This window comes from Acinetobacter sp. 251-1, from assembly GCF_030329305.1.
Classification (GTDB): Bacteria; Pseudomonadota; Gammaproteobacteria; order Pseudomonadales; family Moraxellaceae; genus Acinetobacter; species Acinetobacter piscicola_A.
Map to the genome: position 1 here is coordinate 1 of NZ_JACANS010000005.1, position 20,291 is coordinate 20,291.

20 protein-coding genes and 1 pseudogene are annotated in these 20,291 nt (G+C 34.7%); 6 read left to right on the plus strand and 15 right to left on the minus strand.

Annotation, left to right across the window (positions count from 1 at the left end; genetic code table 11):
- Positions 1-146: 146 nt before the first annotated feature.
- Both HX129_RS04775 and HX129_RS04780 read right to left on the minus strand, forming a co-directional pair.
- A complete protein-coding gene (locus tag HX129_RS04775) occupies positions 147-1,157 on the minus strand; it encodes an AraC family transcriptional regulator (protein WP_286435288.1) in 1,011 nt (336 codons plus the stop codon).
- A 142-nt stretch (positions 1,158-1,299) separates the two neighbouring features.
- Positions 1,300-2,658 carry a spinster family MFS transporter gene (locus HX129_RS04780; protein WP_286435287.1) on the minus strand — a complete coding sequence of 453 codons (1,359 nt, stop codon included), beginning with the start codon at positions 2,656-2,658 and terminating at the stop codon, positions 1,300-1,302.
- A gap of 480 nt (positions 2,659-3,138) precedes the next feature.
- Between HX129_RS04780 and HX129_RS04785 the strand changes: the two genes are divergently transcribed.
- On the plus strand, positions 3,139-3,531 hold the full coding sequence (locus tag HX129_RS04785) for a DUF4440 domain-containing protein (protein WP_130073068.1): 393 nt from the start codon (positions 3,139-3,141) through the stop codon (positions 3,529-3,531).
- Positions 3,532-3,857: 326 nt separating this feature from the next.
- On the opposite strand, the gene HX129_RS04790 is transcribed toward HX129_RS04785, so the two are convergent.
- Together HX129_RS04790 and HX129_RS04795 are read right to left on the minus strand one after the other, a co-directional pair.
- Positions 3,858-4,799 carry a p-hydroxyphenylacetate 3-hydroxylase reductase component gene (locus HX129_RS04790; RefSeq protein ID WP_171457454.1) on the minus strand — a complete coding sequence of 314 codons (942 nt, stop codon included), beginning with the start codon at positions 4,797-4,799 and terminating at the stop codon, positions 3,858-3,860.
- 14 nt (positions 4,800-4,813) lie between these two features.
- Positions 4,814-6,082 (minus strand): p-hydroxyphenylacetate 3-hydroxylase oxygenase component, encoded by a 1,269-nt coding sequence (locus tag HX129_RS04795; RefSeq protein WP_286435286.1) that lies wholly within the window; start codon positions 6,080-6,082, stop codon positions 4,814-4,816.
- Between the two features lie 435 nt (positions 6,083-6,517).
- Here HX129_RS04795 and hpaA point away from each other — a divergent pair, with 435 nt between their 5' ends.
- Both hpaA and HX129_RS04805 read left to right on the plus strand, forming a co-directional pair.
- Positions 6,518-7,423, plus strand: coding sequence for a 4-hydroxyphenylacetate catabolism regulatory protein HpaA (gene hpaA, locus HX129_RS04800; RefSeq protein WP_286435285.1), 906 nt, complete (start codon positions 6,518-6,520; stop codon positions 7,421-7,423).
- Positions 7,416-8,636 (plus strand): Bcr/CflA family multidrug efflux MFS transporter, encoded by a 1,221-nt coding sequence (locus HX129_RS04805; protein WP_286435284.1) that lies wholly within the window; start codon positions 7,416-7,418, stop codon positions 8,634-8,636. The genes hpaA and HX129_RS04805 overlap by 8 nt, the downstream gene beginning before the upstream one ends.
- On the opposite strand, the gene HX129_RS04810 is transcribed toward HX129_RS04805, so the two are convergent.
- Positions 8,612-9,520: a LysR family transcriptional regulator gene (locus tag HX129_RS04810; protein WP_286435283.1), complete on the minus strand. Its 909-nt coding sequence runs from the start codon at positions 9,518-9,520 to the stop codon at positions 8,612-8,614. The genes HX129_RS04805 and HX129_RS04810 overlap by 25 nt on opposite strands.
- 108 nt (positions 9,521-9,628) lie before the next feature.
- On the opposite strand from HX129_RS04810, the gene HX129_RS04815 reads away from it, so the two are divergent.
- Entirely contained in the window at positions 9,629-10,366 is a 738-nt protein-coding gene (locus tag HX129_RS04815) for an SDR family NAD(P)-dependent oxidoreductase (RefSeq protein ID WP_286435282.1), read from the plus strand.
- A gap of 21 nt (positions 10,367-10,387) precedes the next feature.
- Positions 10,388-10,594, plus strand: a complete 207-nt coding sequence (locus HX129_RS04820; RefSeq protein WP_286435281.1) for a tautomerase family protein — start codon at positions 10,388-10,390, stop codon at positions 10,592-10,594.
- A gap of 130 nt (positions 10,595-10,724) precedes the next feature.
- On the opposite strand, the gene HX129_RS04825 is transcribed toward HX129_RS04820, so the two are convergent.
- The 3 genes from HX129_RS04825 to HX129_RS04835 all read right to left on the minus strand — a co-directional run bounded on the left by HX129_RS04825 (position 10,725) and on the right by HX129_RS04835 (position 14,564).
- Positions 10,725-12,137, minus strand: a complete 1,413-nt coding sequence (locus tag HX129_RS04825; RefSeq protein ID WP_286436030.1) for an aldehyde dehydrogenase family protein — start codon at positions 12,135-12,137, stop codon at positions 10,725-10,727.
- Positions 12,138-12,350: 213 nt separating this feature from the next.
- On the minus strand, positions 12,351-13,214 hold the full coding sequence (locus HX129_RS04830) for a transporter (RefSeq protein ID WP_174492324.1): 864 nt from the start codon (positions 13,212-13,214) through the stop codon (positions 12,351-12,353).
- Between the two features lie 111 nt (positions 13,215-13,325).
- The gene (locus HX129_RS04835) at positions 13,326-14,564 is read right to left on the minus strand and encodes an acyl-CoA dehydrogenase family protein (RefSeq protein WP_286435371.1); all 1,239 of its coding nucleotides are present in this window, start codon (positions 14,562-14,564) and stop codon (positions 13,326-13,328) included.
- 158 nt (positions 14,565-14,722) lie between these two features.
- On the opposite strand from HX129_RS04835, the gene HX129_RS04840 reads away from it, so the two are divergent.
- Complete coding sequence (locus tag HX129_RS04840; RefSeq protein WP_165353039.1) at positions 14,723-15,655, plus strand: helix-turn-helix domain-containing protein; 933 nt, start codon at positions 14,723-14,725, stop codon at positions 15,653-15,655.
- A 136-nt stretch (positions 15,656-15,791) separates the two neighbouring features.
- On the opposite strand, the gene HX129_RS04845 is transcribed toward HX129_RS04840, so the two are convergent.
- From HX129_RS04845 to cdiI, 7 genes and pseudogenes are all read right to left on the minus strand, one after another.
- Positions 15,792-16,403: a hypothetical protein gene (locus HX129_RS04845; RefSeq protein ID WP_286436031.1), complete on the minus strand. Its 612-nt coding sequence runs from the start codon at positions 16,401-16,403 to the stop codon at positions 15,792-15,794.
- Positions 16,404-16,517: 114 nt separating this feature from the next.
- Positions 16,518-16,889, minus strand: coding sequence for a UCP019853 family protein (locus HX129_RS04850; protein WP_286436032.1), 372 nt, complete (start codon positions 16,887-16,889; stop codon positions 16,518-16,520).
- A gap of 82 nt (positions 16,890-16,971) precedes the next feature.
- Positions 16,972-17,325 (minus strand): hypothetical protein, encoded by a 354-nt coding sequence (locus HX129_RS04855; protein WP_286436033.1) that lies wholly within the window; start codon positions 17,323-17,325, stop codon positions 16,972-16,974.
- Positions 17,326-17,465: 140 nt separating this feature from the next.
- Positions 17,466-17,840: a hypothetical protein gene (locus tag HX129_RS04860; RefSeq protein ID WP_286436034.1), complete on the minus strand. Its 375-nt coding sequence runs from the start codon at positions 17,838-17,840 to the stop codon at positions 17,466-17,468.
- Positions 17,840-19,624, minus strand: a complete 1,785-nt coding sequence (locus HX129_RS04865; protein ID WP_502872669.1) for a deaminase domain-containing protein — start codon at positions 19,622-19,624, stop codon at positions 17,840-17,842. The genes HX129_RS04860 and HX129_RS04865 overlap by 1 nt, the downstream gene beginning before the upstream one ends.
- 18 nt (positions 19,625-19,642) lie before the next feature.
- Positions 19,643-19,876 (minus strand): annotated as a pseudogene (locus tag HX129_RS17770) (hypothetical protein); the annotation flags it as partial.
- A gap of 45 nt (positions 19,877-19,921) precedes the next feature.
- Positions 19,922-20,287 (minus strand): ribonuclease toxin immunity protein CdiI, encoded by a 366-nt coding sequence (gene cdiI, locus HX129_RS04870; RefSeq protein WP_286433921.1) that lies wholly within the window; start codon positions 20,285-20,287, stop codon positions 19,922-19,924.
- Between the last annotated feature and the right edge of the window lie 4 nt (positions 20,288-20,291).

The following is a 20,291-nucleotide window of genomic DNA, read 5'->3' on the forward strand; positions in this document are numbered from 1 at the left end:
AGACCACCTAACTTTAAACGATAACAAGGGCTTGGAGTTTTCTAATTTTGACCTCAGTTAATAATGGGGGTATTACCATATGAATAAAATCAGCATAGAAGATATAAAGGCCGCACGCTCATCCAAATGCGCACAAAGCATTCCATTTACGCAGATGTTGCTTCTTTCTCATAAAGTTGTTGTTTTAAAGTTTGTGATGGCAGGCATCCATAACGCTTTTTATACAATGTGGAAAAATACCCCATACTTTGAATACCATATTGCAAAAGGATATCTGTTACAGTGAGAGATGAAGCTGCTTCTTGTAAGGCATGATGCACGACAGCGAGCCGCTGATCACGTATGTATTCTATTGGTGTTTGCTGCAAATATTGACTAAAACCTTTTTGTAAAGTACGGATCGATACATGGCAATATTCACTTAAGGTTGCAAGAGTGATGCTATTTTTAATATTTTCATCAATATAGTGTTGTGCTTTTTTTAAATAATGCGGCAATACATTTAAACGTTGTGCATTTAACTGCTCACTATAATTATTAGGGACTTTCAATAAAATGAGTTCAATCAGATATTGTGTAAAACTCTCTGAAATAAAACTCCAATTTTCAATATGATAATAGGCATGACATAAATAATTTAATGTTTCAACAATCGAACTCATCCCCTCGTTGGTACAGGACAATGCCTGATCAAAAATCACCATTTCCTGTCGACTTGCACCTAACATTTTAAATAATTGAGTTTCAACATCCTCTCTTGCTAACTTTAAAATAATATTTCGACAACACTGATCTGTGACAATCCGATGGGCTTGATTAGGATGAGTGACCGTCATGATCCCTACCGATTGCAACACAGGATGATGCTGACTACCCACCTGACACTGCCCCTCCAAAGTTATTCGAAATAAATAATTCTGTGATGTTTGATCAATCGTAATCACAACAGATGTACTATATTTCAGATCATATAAAGCTGAATGACCAAAACAGAAACCATTCAACCTCGTATTTAAATCACGCGCTCCATCTACATCAAACTCATGCGGGCATAGATAATGACTGATTTGATCTTTAATGGTTTGATAGTCATCTGAACTAAACAATAAACATTCATCCAAATAATGCAAGTGGTTTAAATTTAAAGCATTTTTCATCACAATACTCCATACTTGCAAATAACTGAATAACATTCATTATTTTACTGAGCAGGCTTCTACATCCAACCACGCAAATACCTTGGACAAACACTCAACACTAGAGGAGTGTTTTCCAATGCATCATGTCAATAAAAATATTTTAAGTAGAATGTTCTTCTTGCATACTATTACTAAATGCAACACAACCTTTCTTTAATAAAATATAAGCTAAAACACATGAACAAGCTCCAACGATGGATAAAGAAGAACCCACCATTAATGGATTTTCAAATATCTTGTCTGTAATTAAGGCAACCAAAGTTGTCCCGATCCCGACTGCAACTAAATTACTAATTAAAAGAAATACAGCAGAAATTTGAGCGCGTAATTGGTTGGGTGCCAACATCTGCATAGCAGTCGTTGAAATTGGCATTGGGAAAGATGCAAAAAACATCGCAGGCGCAAGTAAAGTCACCGCTAACCATTGTTGAGAAACTTGAGTAAAGGCGATTAATGGTAAAATTAAACCCACAATACCAATTACTCCTGTAATCATTGGTGCATCTTGACGCCCTTTTTGAATAAAAAAGTCATTGAGCCAGCCTGCACAAAAAACACCTAATGTATTCGCAATCAATAAAACTGTCCCCAACATATACCCTGCTTCTGTTGGAGTTAAGCCAAACTTACGCATAAAGAATGCAGGTGACCAACTAATCAAACAATACAACGCCATAGCATAAAAAGTGAAACCCAAATAATGACAAGTGAATGTTTTTCCATGCTTTTTAATAAATTTGAATGTTTCCCGTATAGATGTTTTTTCAACTTGACCTTGAGCATCCAAACGCTGCCCCTTGCGTTTAGGATCACGAACAGTAAGAAGAAATAATAAACCAATAAAAACACCAGGCAGTCCAACCAAAATGAAAGCCATTTGCCAAGCCTTCACTGCCCCCAAAACAGGAATTTGGATTAATGTCATATCTTTTAATAAACCAATGACATACCCTCCAACAAGAAATGCAACACCACCTCCGACAAAAGAGCCGATCGAATAAACAGCGACTGCTCTACCCAACTTCTCCTTGGAAAATAGATCACTAAACATTGAGTATGCAGATGGAGATAAAGCAGCTTCACCCACACCTACTCCCATTCGGCTAAAAAATAATTGAATAAAGCTTTTACTCAAGCCACATAATGCTGTTGCAAAACTCCAGAAAATAATACCAACCGCAATAATTTTGGGGCGTGAAAATCGATCCGCCAAATATGCTAAAGGTATTCCCATAAATGCATAAAAAAGCGAAAATGCCAGACCATGCAATAAGCTAAATTGTGTATCTGTTAGATTCAGATCTGCTTTAATGGGTTCAATCATCAACGCTAAAATTTGACGATCTATAAAAGAAAAGATATACGCCAACATACAAAGTAAAACAACGTACCATGCATAAGTACTCGATATCTTGGATATGGGTTTATCTTGATCTTGATTATAAGTCGAATTATTCATATCGCTTTATCCTTATATGGCAACTTATATTCCTTATAAGTTGATATTTTATTTGCATAAAAAATTCTTACTCACACTCTTTTTCATCATCAGATTAATGATCAAACTCAAATAAACCATCACTAATGCTTTAGTTTGAAAACTAGTAATAAAAATATATTCATTTTTATATGTAATTTTCAATATCTTTTTAAGTATAATTTCATACCTTCCATCTGATTTTTAATTCACCTAAACATCTGAGTGATTCCCCCTCCAAAATCAAAGTCATGTTTTTAACATTTAAAATGTTTGTTAGGAGTCGAGTTAATTGGATAACTTTGTCCTTTATTAATAAATAAAATCAAAAACTTAAAAGGTTAATATATCCTATCTCAATGAGTAAAATATAAATCGATAAAATTATTATTGAAATTTACATGGAATTTTGATTTATTATCTAAAACAATTCTTTTTAACTGTTCTCATAAGGAAATATATATGGCTCTTTCAGCAACTCAGGCAATCGAAAGTATTCATACAATGCATGTACTTATCGAAAAAATTTTTAGTGGACGCCATGCCGAACAAGATCTAGCACAATTGAATCAATATTTTTCTGAACAATTTGAAATGGTTGGTGCAGCAGGAAAAAAATTTAAGTTTGATGAAGTTAAACAATTATTTGCAAACAATCAAAGTAAAATGCCCGATATTAAAATCGAAATCTATGATGAGGAAATTATTTCACAATCCGAACACACTATCGTATTAACCTATACTGAAAAACATACGAAAGAATCAGGCATACTCATTCGTCGTTCTTGTGCTCTCATTGAAGAGATTAATGGCAAAATGCTTTGGCGTTACCTACAAGAAACATTTTTATCTTAATTGAGTATCAACACAGTATTTATTCTATTTTAAATCAATGACTCAACTCATTTATTTAAAGTAAAATATTAGGGTTTATTGATACTTTAAATATAGATTTTCCCCACAAGGGTAATCCAATAAATATACAAGCTAAAGCACAATTACCTCTTCTCACTCTACTTTAGCTTGTCATATCCTATTACTCTCTAGACTCTTTTAACTTACACAATATATTTTTAACTCAGTGTGTAGTTTTATATCAACGTTGAAGAGAACAATAAATGATATATCCTTTAGGCAATGGATTAATGCGCTATTCTGAAATAATCCAATGCCCATTGCAGCTAAATCCCAATCAGATCTTTCAACATATTTTTGAATAGCGCTTTGTCTTGTTCAGAATAATGACCAAATACATCTTCTTGATGACTTTCACCAATATGATAAAGCATTTGAGCAGTTTTTATGCCTTTTTCAGTCAATTCATAAGCATGACCTGTATCTACAAGTAACCCCTTACGTACTAAGATTTCAGCTGCCTGTTCAATTTCACGCAGCGGCATAGCCACCTCACGAATCAAATCATCTTTACAGGTTGCTGTTTTACTTTCTAAAACTAGCAACATACGCGCTTCGCTAGTTCTAAAACCTGATGCTAATTGTTTGGGTTGATAATCGTTACTATAGGCACGAACCGCTTGAGTTAATAAATAATACAGATTGTTATATAAACGACCTGGGAAAATCTCCGCGTCATTTTCAGCTTTCGCATTTAAACTCGGATGTGGCAATACTGAAGAATATGCACCTTGATGATACAGCAACGGTGAACGACCATTGTCTTGAAAATTCACCACTCGCCCAAGAATAATCCAATGGTCTCCACCTTCTAAAATATCATAACGCTCGCATTCAAATACTGCTGAACATTCTTTTAATAAAGGTGCATTGCCTGCGCCTAAATCAAAGTCTACGTTAGCGTATTTATCGTCCTTTGAACGAGCAAATTGATTTGATAGCTCAATATGATCAGCAGATAAAATATTTACAGCAAAGTGTGTCGCTTCAGCAAAAACGGCAAAACTTGAAGATCGTTTATCTATACTCCACAAAATAAGCGGTGGATCGAGTGAAACAGAGTTAAAACTATTGGCTGTAACACCGACTTTCTCACCTTGTCCATTTTGTGCGGTCATGATGGTTACACCCGTCGCAAAATTACCCAGTGCACGGCGAAAAGCTTTTGAGTCGAAGCCGGTCTCGATTTGAATATTCATTGAGTTCATTGACATTACTCCACTTAAACCATCGTTGAATCTGGTTCAAGACCCATCAACTCACGACCCAAAATTTGTGCACATACATCATAATCAGTATAAGCATGTGCCCCTGTCATATGTGAATCACGGAATAAACGCTGTAATTCTTGTCCATCTAACCAACTGGTTGCACCTGCTGCAGCAAATAAACGATCGACTGCTTCAATACACATTTTCACAGCATAGGCTTGGTTGGTACGCCAAAATGCCAATGTTTCTGCGTTTGGATAAATTTTATTTTCCCCATGTACACGATGGTCTTCCCATGTTTTTTCCAAGAAAGCACGTGCCGCAGCCACCTGATGCGTAGATTCAGCCAAACGCATGAGCGCAGGCGTAGATGCACCTAAATTTGCACCTGTATACGCTCGGATTCGGGTCTTTTGTTTTTCTTTAAATGCTTCCAACATACGTTCTGCAACACCCAAACTGACTGCAGAAAAACCACTGGCAAAGTATGGACGATATGGAGAATAAAATATTTTACTGTCTGGATATAAACCAAATCCTGCCGACTTTCCTTCCATCATGTCTTTGGCTTTTTGAATTCGATATTCAGGAATAAATAAATCTCGGATCTGTAATTGTTTTGAGCCACTTCCTTTTATCGCACCTGCAAACCAATTGTCATGAATGACATAATCTTTACGAGGAATCACACCAAATGAATAGATTTTTTGACCTTCGGCATCAAAACGATTAAAACCGACAATGGCATATTCAGCATGGTCACATCCACTGCTCCAGCCATAGTCGCCAGACAGTTTCACTCCACCTTCGACTTCCTCAACTTTACCAAAAGGCGCAATGGAACTACTTGCTGTTGCATCAGGATTTGCTAACCAAATTTCATCTTGTAATTGCTTTGGAAACATTGCAATTTGATGGCTGTGTGTACATAACAAACTAAATGCCCAAGCCGTCCCCGCACATGCACCTGCAAGCGTCACAATACAATTTGCAAATTCAGGCAGGCTCATTTCCAAACCACCATATACTTTGGGTTGAAATGCACGATGTAATCCAATACTTTTGAGCAGCGCAATATTTTCGTCAGGGACTTGACGCAGTTGCTCTGCTTTTTCAGCATTCGCTGCAATTTGTGGCAAAATTTGTTTTATTTTTTCCAACATAGGCGTTTCAGATGACACAGATTTTGCTTCTGTATAAAACATCTTAATCTCACTTTGAGTCGAGTCACTCGGCTCAGTGCTCACCATACTGGTATTAAAATCCATTGTATTTTCCATAACTTATTTTCCTTATACGCATGCTCTTTATCATTTAGAACATGCTCTATCCTTTATTGCTGATCAACATCCAATATGTTGATGATTTAAACCTATTATTCAGGATTATTTCTGCAAACTTAATGTATTTTCCCAACTTAAATTTGTACTTTCCATGGTTTTATAAAAAATCTCTAAGTGAAATATAAGTGCTTTTTTTCCACTTAAAAACTTTTAAATTAAAAAAATCAGTTCATAATTTATTGTTTTACATATAGAAAAAATAAAAATATGCATAAATTAATTTATACAGATCAAATTAAATGCTGAATAACTTTTCTTGATTTGTACTTATGATTAGAAATTAGGGTAATAATGAATATATTAACTTATCAACGAGCATGGTATGCTCATTGAATAAATCATATTCATCATACTATTTATGGAACAAAAGGTATGAGTCAGTCATATATTCCCAATATTAAATTGGGTGAAGTGTACGATCAAAAGTACATTAACTCGGATGTGTATTATGAAGAGCTGGTGAAGCTACAAGAATTTTTTGGGCTGAATGTATTGGCTCATCGTCACGATGGCTATTTTCAAATTCACTTCGTGACAAAAGGTTCTGTACGAGTGTTTTTAGATGATGTGAAATATGTCTATGATGCTCCCGTTTGCTTTATGACCCCGCCCTCGGTCGTACATGCTTTTATCACTGACCCCATTTGTGAAGGACATGTTTTAACTGTTCAGCAGAATATCATTTGGCCTTTATTACACAATGAACTTAAAGTTCAGCATGTCGTACCTTTATGCATTTCAACACAATCTTTAGACCCATCCTATCATGCCGATTTACAACAACTTCAAAGCTATTTTGATGATATTGAAATTGAATTTAAGCACAATAAATCTAATCGATTAGCTGCTTTAAAAAGTTTAGTGAGTTTGATTTTTATTCAGATTATGCGCTTTAACGATGTCACTACGCCGCAGCTCAATAATAACAATGGAGATCTTAAATTTTTCCGTCAATTTAACCAGTTGGTTGAAAATCACTTTAATGAACATTGGTCATTACAGCAATATGCTGAAAAATTAGCAATTACAGAAACTCGGTTGAATGACATATGTCGTCGAATCGCCAATATTTCGTCTAAAAAATTAATTTTCTATCGGCTGATGCAAGAGGCAAAACGATTGTTAATTTTTTCAGACTCATCCATTAATTCAATTTGTTATGAATTGGGTTTTAAAGATCCAGCCTATTTCAGTCGCTTTTTCATTCGGCATGCAGGGATGCCCCCTTCAGACTATCGTCAACACCATCTAAATACATCTGATGAATCATATGAATGAATTTATAAAGAAACAATCTAAGCTCCTGATTATACTACTCAGTGCCTTAGTCGCATTTGGACCTTTATCAATTGACATGTACCTTCCAGCACTACCATCAATTGCATATGACTTAAATTCAACTGTCGCATCAACACAGAAAACCATCACCATTTTTTTATTGGGTTTTAGTATCGGCATGCTGATTTATGGTCCACTCTCAGACCGTTTCGGTCGAAAAAAGCTGTTGTTAATTGGGATGGTACTGTACGTATTCGCAACTTTAGGCTGTATTTTTTCACAGCATATTGAACAGCTACTTTTATTTCGATTTTTGCAAGCAATGGGAGGCGCGAGCGCATCTGTATTAGCACGTGCCCTTGTTCGAGATTTATTTAACAATCAAGAAATTCCTAAAATACTCTCGCTCATGCATATTATTACTATGATTGCGACTCTCGTTGCTCCACTTGCAGGCGCAATCATTATTCAATATTTTAATTGGACGGGTATTTTTATTTTTCTATTCATTTATTCTTTACTGTGTATGGTTTGGGTGAATTTTCAAATTGATGCACCGCCACCAAGGCGCATTCAGATGAGTTTGATAGACAACTATTTGAGCGTTTTAAAAAATCGTTATGCATGGGGCTTTATATTATGTAATAGCTTCTCATTTGGTGGCATGTTTGCCTACATTACAGCGTCTTCTTTTGTATTTATTCATTATTACGGGTTTAGTCCACAACAGTATTCAGGCTTATTTGCGCTGAATATCTTTTCAATCATTATTTTTACCAGCATCAATAGTCGAGCTTTACGTCGATATACCGCATTTCAATTATTAAAAATCATGTCAATAATTTCAGCGATCGCAGGTCTTTATTTAGCAACCATTACTCTGTTTAAACTGACATCCGTACAGTTTTTAATTCCTGGTTTAATGATTTTCGTTGGCGTTACAGGTGCGATTGGTGCCAATTCTATTGCCAATCTGCTTAAACTTTTGCCACAACAAGCAGGTACAGCATCGGGTCTAGCAGTGTCGCTGCAATTTCTCATGGGCGCATTGTTAAGCTATATCGTCAGTCTTTTATTTCGCAATAATGATCCCACTGCAATGAATTTAGTGATTTGTATTGCTGGATTACTCTGCTCGATCAGTCTATATTTATTTTGTCGAGGCTATAAAGAGCATTCATTAGATGCTCAATACACTGAACTCAAGAGGTAATCCATAAATACTCTTACTTTTAAAGGTTGATACTTTGCTTGTGCATAGAGCAAATAAAATGGTCTTGAGGTCTGATTATACTCCTGCAAGACCTCGACCAAACTCCCTTGTTTTAACTCCTTTTCAACGGTAAACCGATAGACTTGCATTAAACCAACCCCTGTTTTGACCAAAGTTAAAGTCGATAAATAATCATCTTGACATAACATCCGTCCTTGAACTGCAACAGAAATTTCAGCACCTGATTCATAAAATGTCCACATTGCTGATTTACCTGTGCTCGGAATTTCAAATTGAATACATTCATGATCTTTTAATTCCCCTGGGTGTAAAGGTGCAGGATGTTTTTTTAAATAGTTTGGTGTCGCAACAATACAGAGTGCGGCATCTTCCAACTTGCGAGCAATAAGACCAGAGTCAGGTAAATAATTTCCTCGAATCGCGAGATCATAATCTTGTGCAATCAAATCAACATTTTGATTGCTGACATGAATTTCAAACTTAAGCTTTGGATATTGCTCAGAAAAATGATACAAATTAGGTAGTAATTTATAGTGGGCATAGGCTGTCGGGACACTGATACGCAACGTTCCTGATAGTTCTTGCTGCTTACCAGAAATCAAACTTTCTGCATCAATTAAATATTCAAGTGCTTTTCTACAATGATAATAATAATTCTTACCCTCCTCTGTGACCCGCAATTGCCTTGTTGTTCGAACAAATAATTTTGCCCCGAGACGTTCCTCAATACGTGAAATCGACCGACTGACAGCCGCAGGCGTCACCCCTAACGACACTGCTGCCGCTGTAAAACTTCCTAGCTCTACAGTTAAACAAAAAATTTCTAAACTACCAATTTGTAAATCATCGAAATGTCGGTTCATTTTATTTTATTCATTACACCATGTAATAAGTTAAATGCAAAATTGACAATTTTTCAAGCTGTCTCTTCAGCGTACATTTGTATTAAATAAATCAGTAAAGAGTTGAAAATGAATCGTCAAAAAACAGTGATTGTCACAGGTGCTTCAGGTGGTATTGGTTTTGAAATTGCCAAAACATATATAAATCGTGGTGACAACGTGATTGGTACAGGTTTAAATCTTGATAAATTAGTCAATGCACATAAAGCCTTAGGCAATGCTGAAAACTTTCACTATCTTGCAGGAGATATTTCTCAACAAAAAACGGTAGAAGAGCTTTTCCAGTTTGCTCAAGCAAAATTTTCACGCGTCGATGTTGTTGTCCATAATGCAGGTATTTTTATCGGTAAGCCTGTAACGGAATATAGTGAAACTGATATCAACAGTATGATTGATATCAATTTACGCAGTTTTATCTATATCTCTCAAGCTGTTGCTAAAAATATGGCAACAATTGGTGGAAAACTTGTTGTGATTACAGCAGCCTTAGCAATTCAACCCAATGCGAAGCAACCTGCATTACTCCCAATTTTAACCAAAAGTGGCTTAAATGGCGCAGTCAAAGGATTGGCTTTAGAGCTTGCTCCACTGAATATTCAAGTGAATGCTGTTGCTCCTGGTCTGATTGAAACACCGATGCATGGTGCAAATGAAGAGGTGAGAAATGCTTTAAAAGGCATGTCTCCGATGCATCAAGTTGGACAACCTGCTGATATTGCCAATGCGGTTATATATCTTACAGATTCTAGCTTTGTCACTGGCACGATTTTACCTGTCGATGGCGGTTCAACTTCAGGTGTTTGGTAAGTTCAATAAGGAGAATATTCAATGCCAATCGTTAATATCAAAGTCACTGATCAAGGCATGAGTATAGAACAAAAGAAAGCACTGATTGAAGGTGCGACAGATTTATTGGTTCAAGTCTTAAATAAGCCACGTGAAACAGTCGATGTCATCATTGATGAAGTTAATACCAATAACTGGGGTGTCGGCGGAAAAATGATGAGTGAAATTTTGCAATCCAAGCAAGATTGATCAGTTTTAAACTGCATTCTAAATCATACTAAAAAGAGAGTGGTTTCCCCACTCTCTTTTTAGCCCTCATACTTGTATTAGCTAGATTCACTCATGTAGTGATTATGAAAAGTTCATCTGGAACGATTGCTTATCCCAATTTACTCACATGAATCGATTGCTTATGGGTAAACTGCAACAGACCTCCCAAGCCAAAGCTATAACCTAAACCTGACTGTTTCCAACCACCGAACGCAGCTTCAGGTGATAAATCGCCGTGACTATTCACCCAGACAGAACCCGTTTGCATACGTGCTGCAATGCTTTGCGCTTTGTCTAAGTCATTGCTCCAAACAGAGCCACCTAAACCAAACTCACTTTGATTGGTTACACGTAATACTTCTTCAATATCTGTATATTTTACGATTGGCAGCACTGGACCAAACTGCTCATCATCCACCAAAGCCACACCATCTTGAATATCGACAACCACTGTCGGTGAAATGAAATAGCCTTTTTCAGGATGCTTTGCACCTACATTTAAAACTTTTGCACCTTTGTCTAACGCGTCTGCAAGCAAGTCTTTGACTTTCTGATATTGCATCTTGTTTTGTACAGGCCCAAAACTGGTTTGTTGTTCTAAACCATTTCCCACCACTTGTTGGTCTGCAATCGCAGCAATTTTTTGGGTCAATGCGTCATAAATATCCGCATGTACATAAAGGCGTTTTAGGCATGCGCAAGTTTGCCCTGCATTTAAGAAGGATGATTGGAAAAGTTTCTCTGCAACCTGATCCACATTCACATCATTCAAAACAATACCGACATCGTTTCCACCGAGTTCTAATACAACACTTTTTAAAGTGTCTACTGAACTGCCTAAAATGAATTTTCCTGTTTTGGTTGAACCTGTGAAAACAACTTTGTTCACATCAGGATGTTCTGTCAACAATTTACCTACATCACCTTTACCTAAGACAATATTACACACACCTTTTGGCAATACTGAATTCATAATTTCCACCAAACGAATGGTACTTAACGGCGTATATTCTGACGGCTTAATGACCACTGTATTTTTGGTACGCAATGCAGGCAACAAATGCCAAATTGCAATCATAAATGGCCAGTTCCAAGGCGTCACTGAAGCCACTACCCCCAATGGACGATTAAAGACCTGAATTTGTTTGCCAGAGGCTTCTGTATAATGTTCTACGGGAATATCAAGCTGAGCAATATATTGAATCCATTGCAGACCTAAATGCACCTCTGCGTTGGCTAAAAATAAAGGCTTACCTTGCTCCTGTGTAATTAAGGCCGCAAGACTGTCCCGTTCTGCTTCAATACCTGCAGCAATTTTCAGTAAATTTGCTTTAAGTTCTTCATCATCAGTATGTTTCCAACTTTGGAATGCTGTTTTTGCGGCATTCACTGCCTGCTGTACCTGCTCTGCTGTCGCTGAATTTACGCGAGTAATGATATCTTCAGTTGCTGGATTAAGCACAGCCACAGCTTCACCTGCACCTTGAATTCGTTCACCATGAATGAGGAGATCAGTATTCATTGTTTTTCCAATCCTTATATAAAATAATATTTCCCAACTCTTCTATTATTTAGAAAAAGCCTTCCTATCTACTTAACATATTAACTAAATGCATATTATTACAGTATTTTTTAGTTATATATTGTGAGTTGGTATGTTAAAATTAATTCTGCCCTAAGAATAACTTGTTCCCAGTGATTTAATTTTCAGACCAAAATCATTTAAAATAAACCTTTAAAAGATGTAGACATATCTGAAATTAAAACGAAAATTTTCTTTAAAGGTATTCTCAACATCAATATCACGACCCACAGTCATCAACACATTTGACCGTTGATTGATATTATAAGTCGTACCTGCCCATAGCTTAGACTGCGTGCTCGCAGCATGATCAATACCCTGAACAGTCGTATCCCCTGCATCCATATAAGACACGCCTGCACTCAAAGTAAATTTAGGATTTAAATTATAGAAAACATCAGCTTGTAACTGATATCCCATATCCTGTTCAATTCTTCCTTTGACATCATCTTTGTTATCACCATAAAAGGTCACATCTGCAGTTAAATCGGTACCAAATTTTTCATTCCAATACTGTAAATAACTGGCTTGGAGTATGGTTTTAAAACGATTTTCGCCAATATTTAAAGCATTTTCGTCTTTATAACTGCCTGTAGGAAAGCTAAAAAAAGGCGTAAAACCAAGGTATTTATCCTGTGGTTTATCAATCAACCAAAAAGTATTGGCCAAAATGATATCGCCTAAAACACCCGATGATTCTCCTAAAGCCGCACTATCACCAGATGCTTTTAATTTACCAAAAGGCACAAGAAACTGTTGAGCCATTTTGATACCACCAATTTCGGAATAATGCACAAAACGACCAATTCCGATTTGTGATTCCAGTTCCCCATTATTAACTTTATCACTGCCTGCGTAATAAGCATCTCGATTTGCATATTGCCCATACAGCAAAAAAATATTGGTTCCATTAGGCGCACGGCGATAATCCTGCGCATCAATATCCAAAGCATGTCCTTGTAGCGGCAATAAAAACAGAGCTGTTAGCAGTCCTTTATGTAGCATTTGTCTATTCATAATCTTTTCCCTTGATGTGAATATCATTGTTGTTTTATTTCATTTGTTGCTTAGGAGGCTTCCTTTAAGCCTCCTAAACTTGTTTAATCCTATGTACTTACACGCGATTGATCACTCCAACAAGGTATCCAAACTGTTGTATGAGTCTGACATTAAAATTTGATGATATTGATTACGACGTACGCCCATATTGCCTCCATCGAATAATGGCAACGCCAATGCATCCATCAGGTAACGTGACAGAGGTAAGTCCTTGTTATAACTATCTACACCAACCACACGCATCAAATCTGTAATCATTTTTACAGCGGTTTCCGAACCATACACTTTTGAACACAATGCCAATTCATGCGCACCTTTTTCATTGTTATCTTGTGCAATACATGCGCGATAAGCCAAACCACGCACTGCCTCAATTTGCATTTTTGCATCGCTCAGCGCATAACCCACTGCTTGATAATCTAAAATTCGATGTAAACCGCCTTTGTTTTCGGACTTGGCATAGTTCAAAGTAAAGTCAAAGGCTGCACGCATTAAACCTACGGCAAAAACACCGACTAATGCCGCTGTTGCTGTAAAGGCTTGCTCAATAATTTGCTTTCCTTGCCCTAAATTTCCTAGTAAATAATCCTTTGGAATATGACAGTCATGAAGTGAAATACGCGGTGTGATGTGTGCAGTATGTCCAACCGTTTCAAAGATGTCCTCCACTTCAATGTTGATATTTTCTTTGGGTAAAATCACAATTGAAACTTCTGGATCATCAGTTTCACTCAATTCAGAGCGGCCTGAAACACACAGTAAATCAGCACCTTTATTGTCCCAGCCACAGCTGCTTGACACCCATTGTTTTGAGCCATTCAGCACCCAACCATCTTTTGCAGCGTCAATACGCGTACTCAAACCTACTGCAGGTCGAGGTGCATTTACATTGGCACTACCACCTGGTTCAGAGGAAGCAAAAGCTGCAATTGGCTTACCCTCTTTTTTCAAGAATATGCTCAAATGCTTTTCAGCTTGTTGAGGATTACCTGCAATAAAAATAGGAGAAAGCCCCAAAATACTTGCAAAAGCAGTCAATGAAACATTGGAATCGACCGCATAAAACTCTTCTGCCATGACAGCCATGTCTAAACAACTGGTTGCACCACCACCGAAAGGTTGTGGAATCATGTTAAATAAAAAACCTTCTTTCACTAAAGATTCGTAAAAAGGGGCTGTTGCCAAAAAGCGCTCTCTCGATGTGTGTAATGATTTGATAGCAGGATTCACCTGACTTAATACATCATTGGCGAATTGTCTTGATCGATTTCTTAGTTCTAATTGCTGACTTGATAGATTTTTTAACACGACTATTGTCCTTAATTTGATCAATGTTGTAATGTAATCATTAAGAATATAGGTTTTTTTTGCTTGGCAAATTCCGCATTATTTTTTGGTAAATTCTGAACAAATTTATTTTAATAATGGCATCAAATTTGCTTCCCAAAAGGATTGGGTTAAAATTTATGGATAATAAAATGTTTAAAACGTGGAGTAATCTTGACCTCGTCCCAAATAAACAGTTTTTATTTTGGCGAGAAATGCTGTGTGATGCTTTTACAGACTTAAGACCTGAAACAACATTAGATAAAAAGGATTTTAAGTGTGAAATTCAATCTCAAAGTTTATCTGAAGGGTTGATTATTTCTTCATTGTCTTCCCAAAAACAGAAAATTCACCGTACAGAATCTGAAATATCACATACTAAAGATCATTATTTATTTTTCAATTTACAAAAAAAAGGGCTTGCCTGCATCCAACAAAATAATATGGTAACGCATATACAAGCTGGTGACCTTTATATACTTGATACTCGTTATCCTTATGAAATTGAACAATTTGAAAATAATTGGGAAAGTTTATCTTTAAGAATACCCCTAGATCATGCGTTAAATTGTATGATTCCATTATCTAAAATCATTGATAATATTAATTCGGCTGATGGCTTTATTTTATATGAAAACATTTTAACGCTAGAGAAAATTATAGGAAAAGATTTATCCGAAAAAACCAATACTATCATCACTAAAACAACCATTGATTTAATTCTATCTAACTTTGAAAACATACATATTAAAGAAAACCACTTACTAAACAATATTTTAAAATTCATTGAAATCAATGCTAAAAATCATAATTTACGTTGCAATGATATTGCAAAAGCATTTAATACTTCAGAAAGAAATATATATAAACTCTTTGAAAGAGAAGAGCTAAGTTTAAGTAAAACCATATCGGATATTCGATTAAAAATATTTTTTGAATATATGAAAGGTGATCATGGAAATATCACTGACTTTGCTTATAAAAGTGGATTTAATGATCTTTCAAACTTCTATAAAGTTTTCAAGAAAAAATTCAATGAAACACCTAAAAACTATTTCAAGAATCAATTATAAAATTATATTTTTCATTTAGAGAATATATTTTTAAATTAGCATTTTTCCATTGCACATTTTACCTTAGCGCTTATTTGTCAAATGTTCATCAAACTGATCATTGCTATCAAAGCGATGGAAGGAAACATTTACTCCATTACAAGCTATCTAATAAACGATTAAAATATTTATTCACATACCCCTGTCTATAATCCAAAACTATAAGCTCATTGTTTTTTAAATAATATCTATATTCATAAGTTTCTAAATCTTTTAATTTATACTTACTATTTTCAATTTCAAACTCTCGAGTATCTCCAATCTTCATATCACTAGTACTTTTTTCAAAAAAATTATTTGAAAACAAATTGTTAATCAAACAAGAAAATATAAAACTATCCACATTTAAATAATACAACATTGAAATTTCTTCACCATCATAGCTATATATCCCACCATCACTATTCAATATACAAATAGGTTCATCTGAAAAATCTTGACCAAAATAAACTGTATCACTTGGTAAATCACCATCTAAATATTCTAGCGGTTCCGAATTATATTTTTTAAATCGATTAAATGTACAATCACCAAAGTATCCAGTTATTAAATTTGAACTATTACCAAAATTAACAAGAAAATCACGATGATCAGAACGTATTTTAATATTATTTAGTTGTAAGAAATCATCTACCTCATCCATATTTATGCTTTTAACTTCTGAACATTTAGATGCAAAAAAATCTATTAATACTCTCTTATCAATCATGTTTAACAACACCTTTATTTACCTCTTTAATATAAAATGAATTTTATAAATCATACGCCAAACTATTTGGCATTCCACCCTACAAGGATGGAACAGGGTGGAACGAGGCATATGTCATTCAAAATCTATATCAAATCTATCTACCTTCCATTTTACTTTCTTATTTTCTAAATACCCATAATCACTTAGTAAAAATTCATCAAATATTGATATTTCACCTATATGTATAGCCCCATCAATTAGCGTTCCAACAACATCATAACTCAGTGATTTACCTATTTTTTTCAAACCCACATCATCATCAGTTTCAAAAACTTCATACTCATCAAATACTTTAGGTTCTAAATCAACCAAATATCGTGCGTCTTTGTCTATAACAGTAGGTAAATTTAAGGTTAAAACTTCTAAAGTTATATTACCTAACTTTATTTTTAAAACATTTTCGATAAAATCATTTATGCTTAATATTGCTATTTCATATTTCATTTTACTACCTTAATCTCTTTATCTTGCTTATCACTATTAATAGTATTCAACAAGTCTTGAAACTCAAGCGATTGATAAGTGATTAAATAGATATGTTTAATACGGATAAGTCCCTTAGAAACTCTTCACGTTCATCTTCTGAAAAATACTCTAAGATACTTTTAAAATTGTTTTCCTGAATTAAAACCTCAACTTGATACATAATATTTTTTCTTAAAGCTTCATCCCAATTAGCTGTCAAAATAAGTTCTGCAATGAATAACATAAATTTTTCAATTGGTAACTCAAATGAATTTTCAAATTGATAAAATGTATATCCTAAAATCTCTAAATGACTCCATTTTTTTTGTATAGATAAATCCCTACAAGCATCAAAATAAGTCTCTAATAGCCAAGATTTAATCGTTGCATAATTCTCTCTGTTTTCATCAATCATTTTTTAGCCCTCATTTTTAGCAGATTTAATCATTTTATTGTTATTGTGAACAATAATAATTTAAATCCGTAATTATTTGATGATCTTGCTAGAAGTATAATTACGTTGTACTTGACTATACATCTTGAGTTTCTATATTCCTATATTAAAGCCAATTTATCTCTAGTTTCTTCATTAATAAATTTCATCAAAAATAAATCATGTAAAAAATTTGTTTTATCATCAAAATCTAATAATTGTAAAAGCAATTTAAATTCCACTTTATTTAATTTATCAACTAAATCACTCCTGAGTTTTTCGGATAATTTTTCAGAAATAAATTTTCCAGCTATTACATAAATCACAAATTCAATAATAATAATTTCAACATTGGAAAACCCCTCTTCATATTCATAAATCAGATGACCTAAAACTGTTTCATATTGAACATTACATTGATGCCCATGATTGAGCATTTCTTGATAAAAATCATCTAAAACGCCTAATTTCAGGTCTTCATAACTTATCTTATTCATCAATTCTTTCCTTTTTTAGGTGTATACAAATAACCATTACTATCTACAATATTCAAATTAATATTTGGATATTTCTTTCTAAATTGATCAATATTTATTGTACAACTAGCACATGGTTCACGTTCAGTAAATAAGGTAATTGTACCTTTCGCATTAATATTATTACCAAGTTGATTCGCAATATTATTTAAAATTTTTGCCTCAGTATCAGTACTACGGTTAATAGGAATTCCTTTTGAGTTATTAATGGTCATACTTTCAAATATAGGTTTTTCTACATTACCAACAAATCCTTTATCAACTAGTTGTGGTTTCGGAGACCCCAATTTTGACGATGATGCCATCAACGGTTGGACGCCATCTATATCTATTACAGCTACACCAAAATTTCCAGAATTTTTCATTTTTGAATTTAATTCAGATCTTAATGAAGTTGTTAGATTTTTAAACATATTTACTGTATTAGCATCATATTTTCCATTTGAAATAGTCGGGTTAATATCTCTAATTGGCACAACTATTTCATTCTTCCCTAAAGGCGTATCATTCAATCCACCTGTTTTTATTGCTACACCTGAACCAACAACTGTACCAATCAAAGCTCCACCTATTGCCAAGTTATCTGCTGTTTTATCGTCCACACCGATTAGACGAGTCGATGAACCTAAAGCACCCAATGGGCTAATTGCAGAACCAATAATTGCATTAGCTCCTCGGCTTTCATCAGCCTTAATTTTTGCAACTGCTGATGCATCCAATCCTAATTTTTTATAATAATCGGGTAACAAACCATAATTTTTATCTCCAGGATATAACCACTTATCCTTATCATTGCCATTATAATAGCCCTTACCCAAATCATTCTTAACTTTCTTATAAATCTCTTGCTGCATTGCTGCTAATTTTTGCACTTCATTATATTCTTTTGACCCTTTTGGAAACATACTAAATAATTGACTTAATTGATCTCCATTCAAGAAATTTGGTAATTTTGCTTTTTGTGCCATGGCATCAATTTTCACATTTGGTACAGCAAGTATTTTTTCATCTTCTTTTTGATATTGATTATATTGCAAAGTCATATAGTTAGAAAAAAGACCAAGTAACCGTTTTGCTTCATTTTGATTTTTGGCTTTTAATGCAGAATTAATCTTTTCAGAAAATGCAACAGCCATATTAGTTGTCGTATAATTTTCAAATGAATTTGGATCATTATTAATTTTATCGAAGAAACTTTGATTGTCTTTGTTTAATATGGCCACATTATTCAATTGTGTCGCTACATCATTACCATCACCGATTTGTTTTTGGTAATATTCAACAGCGTCTTTGTTATAAGCAATTCCAGATGTAAAGCCTATTTCTCCAGCTTTTCCTGATAGGTTACTTAACAACTCATTCGACAATCCTTGATTATGACTAATTTCATGTTCAAGCACTTCGACATTCGTTTTACGATTATCCTCATTGACGTCAATCGCAATAATGTTTTTGTCCGTCGTTCCCTTTAATCCATATACATCTGTAATGGTTGTGGTCAAAACATTAACATCTACACCCAATGCGGAAGCAAGTTGATTCATCGCATTTTTCGCTGACTCAATATCATTAAATTCACCATTCTTAAATTTATTCAAAATTGCGGCGGCTTCTGGATTCTTTTGAATAAAATCAAATGTATTTGCAGGATTCATTAATGTTTGGAAGGCTTGTCCTACATTTTGATCTCCACTTGCCAATGCTGCTGTCGCTACACCTAAACTTGTTACACCAGCCGCTGTCATTTTTCCTATAATTTCAGCATTCTGTGGTAAATCTTTCTGTTCTTTAATAATCTCCGCACGACCACTTTCAGTGAATAGACGATTATCCACAGTCACTGAACCATTTAGTAATCCTGTAACTTGGTCACGGGTGATTTCTTGCGTATTGTTAATATCTCGGTTGGTATCGACTGTTGCATTGCTAACAGTACCTTGACCCATCGTGGCTTTGGTTAACTGTTCTTTTTCACTACCAGTGTTTTGCAATCCAATACCAAGCATCATTCCACTGTACAAAAGTGGAATGATGCAATAATTTTAATAAGGCATTCTTGACAATATTTCATTAACTTGAATTTTATTTTCTGGATGAATCTTTAAAAACCTTTCACAGGCCAATCTGACATATGCATAACAAGTTTCTTCACTCACTATAATCTCTTCTGCTTCTGATGGAGGATACCCCATAGCAAATTCCACTCCATTAAAATGGAATTCTTCGTAATAGCTATCCAAGTCACCAAAACAACAATAGGCACCATCTTTATTTAAAGCAACTTTTTCACTTAAAAGTTCAATCGCTCTTATAAAATCGCCATCCTCATACATACGGTCAAAATATGAAACAATTATTATATTTAAACCTGCATTAATATCTGATTGATTAAATAATTCATTTTCCATTTTT

What these genes read in the sequence shown, in the direction of transcription:
- HX129_RS04775 (WP_286435288.1), bottom strand. Translation starts at nt 1,157, where the DNA reads ATGAAAAATGCTTTAAATTTAAACCACTTGCATTATTTGGATGAATGT.
- HX129_RS04780 (WP_286435287.1), bottom strand. Translation starts at nt 2,658, where the DNA reads ATGAATAATTCGACTTATAATCAAGATCAAGATAAACCCATATCCAAG.
- HX129_RS04785 (WP_130073068.1), top strand. Translation starts at nt 3,139, where the DNA reads ATGGCTCTTTCAGCAACTCAGGCAATCGAAAGTATTCATACAATGCAT.
- HX129_RS04790 (WP_171457454.1), bottom strand. Translation starts at nt 4,799, where the DNA reads ATGAACTCAATGAATATTCAAATCGAGACCGGCTTCGACTCAAAAGCT.
- HX129_RS04795 (WP_286435286.1), bottom strand. Translation starts at nt 6,082, where the DNA reads ATGGAAAATACAATGGATTTTAATACCAGTATGGTGAGCACTGAGCCG.
- hpaA (WP_286435285.1), top strand. Translation starts at nt 6,518, where the DNA reads ATGAGTCAGTCATATATTCCCAATATTAAATTGGGTGAAGTGTACGAT.
- HX129_RS04805 (WP_286435284.1), top strand. Translation starts at nt 7,416, where the DNA reads ATGAATGAATTTATAAAGAAACAATCTAAGCTCCTGATTATACTACTC.
- HX129_RS04810 (WP_286435283.1), bottom strand. Translation starts at nt 9,520, where the DNA reads ATGAACCGACATTTCGATGATTTACAAATTGGTAGTTTAGAAATTTTT.
- HX129_RS04815 (WP_286435282.1), top strand. Translation starts at nt 9,629, where the DNA reads ATGAATCGTCAAAAAACAGTGATTGTCACAGGTGCTTCAGGTGGTATT.
- HX129_RS04820 (WP_286435281.1), top strand. Translation starts at nt 10,388, where the DNA reads ATGCCAATCGTTAATATCAAAGTCACTGATCAAGGCATGAGTATAGAA.
- HX129_RS04825 (WP_286436030.1), bottom strand. Translation starts at nt 12,137, where the DNA reads ATGAATACTGATCTCCTCATTCATGGTGAACGAATTCAAGGTGCAGGT.
- HX129_RS04830 (WP_174492324.1), bottom strand. Translation starts at nt 13,214, where the DNA reads ATGAATAGACAAATGCTACATAAAGGACTGCTAACAGCTCTGTTTTTA.
- HX129_RS04840 (WP_165353039.1), top strand. Translation starts at nt 14,723, where the DNA reads ATGGATAATAAAATGTTTAAAACGTGGAGTAATCTTGACCTCGTCCCA.
- HX129_RS04845 (WP_286436031.1), bottom strand. Translation starts at nt 16,403, where the DNA reads ATGATTGATAAGAGAGTATTAATAGATTTTTTTGCATCTAAATGTTCA.
- HX129_RS04850 (WP_286436032.1), bottom strand. Translation starts at nt 16,889, where the DNA reads ATGAAATATGAAATAGCAATATTAAGCATAAATGATTTTATCGAAAAT.
- HX129_RS04855 (WP_286436033.1), bottom strand. Translation starts at nt 17,325, where the DNA reads ATGATTGATGAAAACAGAGAGAATTATGCAACGATTAAATCTTGGCTA.
- HX129_RS04860 (WP_286436034.1), bottom strand. Translation starts at nt 17,840, where the DNA reads ATGAATAAGATAAGTTATGAAGACCTGAAATTAGGCGTTTTAGATGAT.
- HX129_RS04865 (WP_502872669.1), bottom strand. Translation starts at nt 19,624, where the DNA reads ATGACAGCGGCTGGTGTAACAAGTTTAGGTGTAGCGACAGCAGCATTG.
- cdiI (WP_286433921.1), bottom strand. Translation starts at nt 20,287, where the DNA reads ATGGAAAATGAATTATTTAATCAATCAGATATTAATGCAGGTTTAAAT.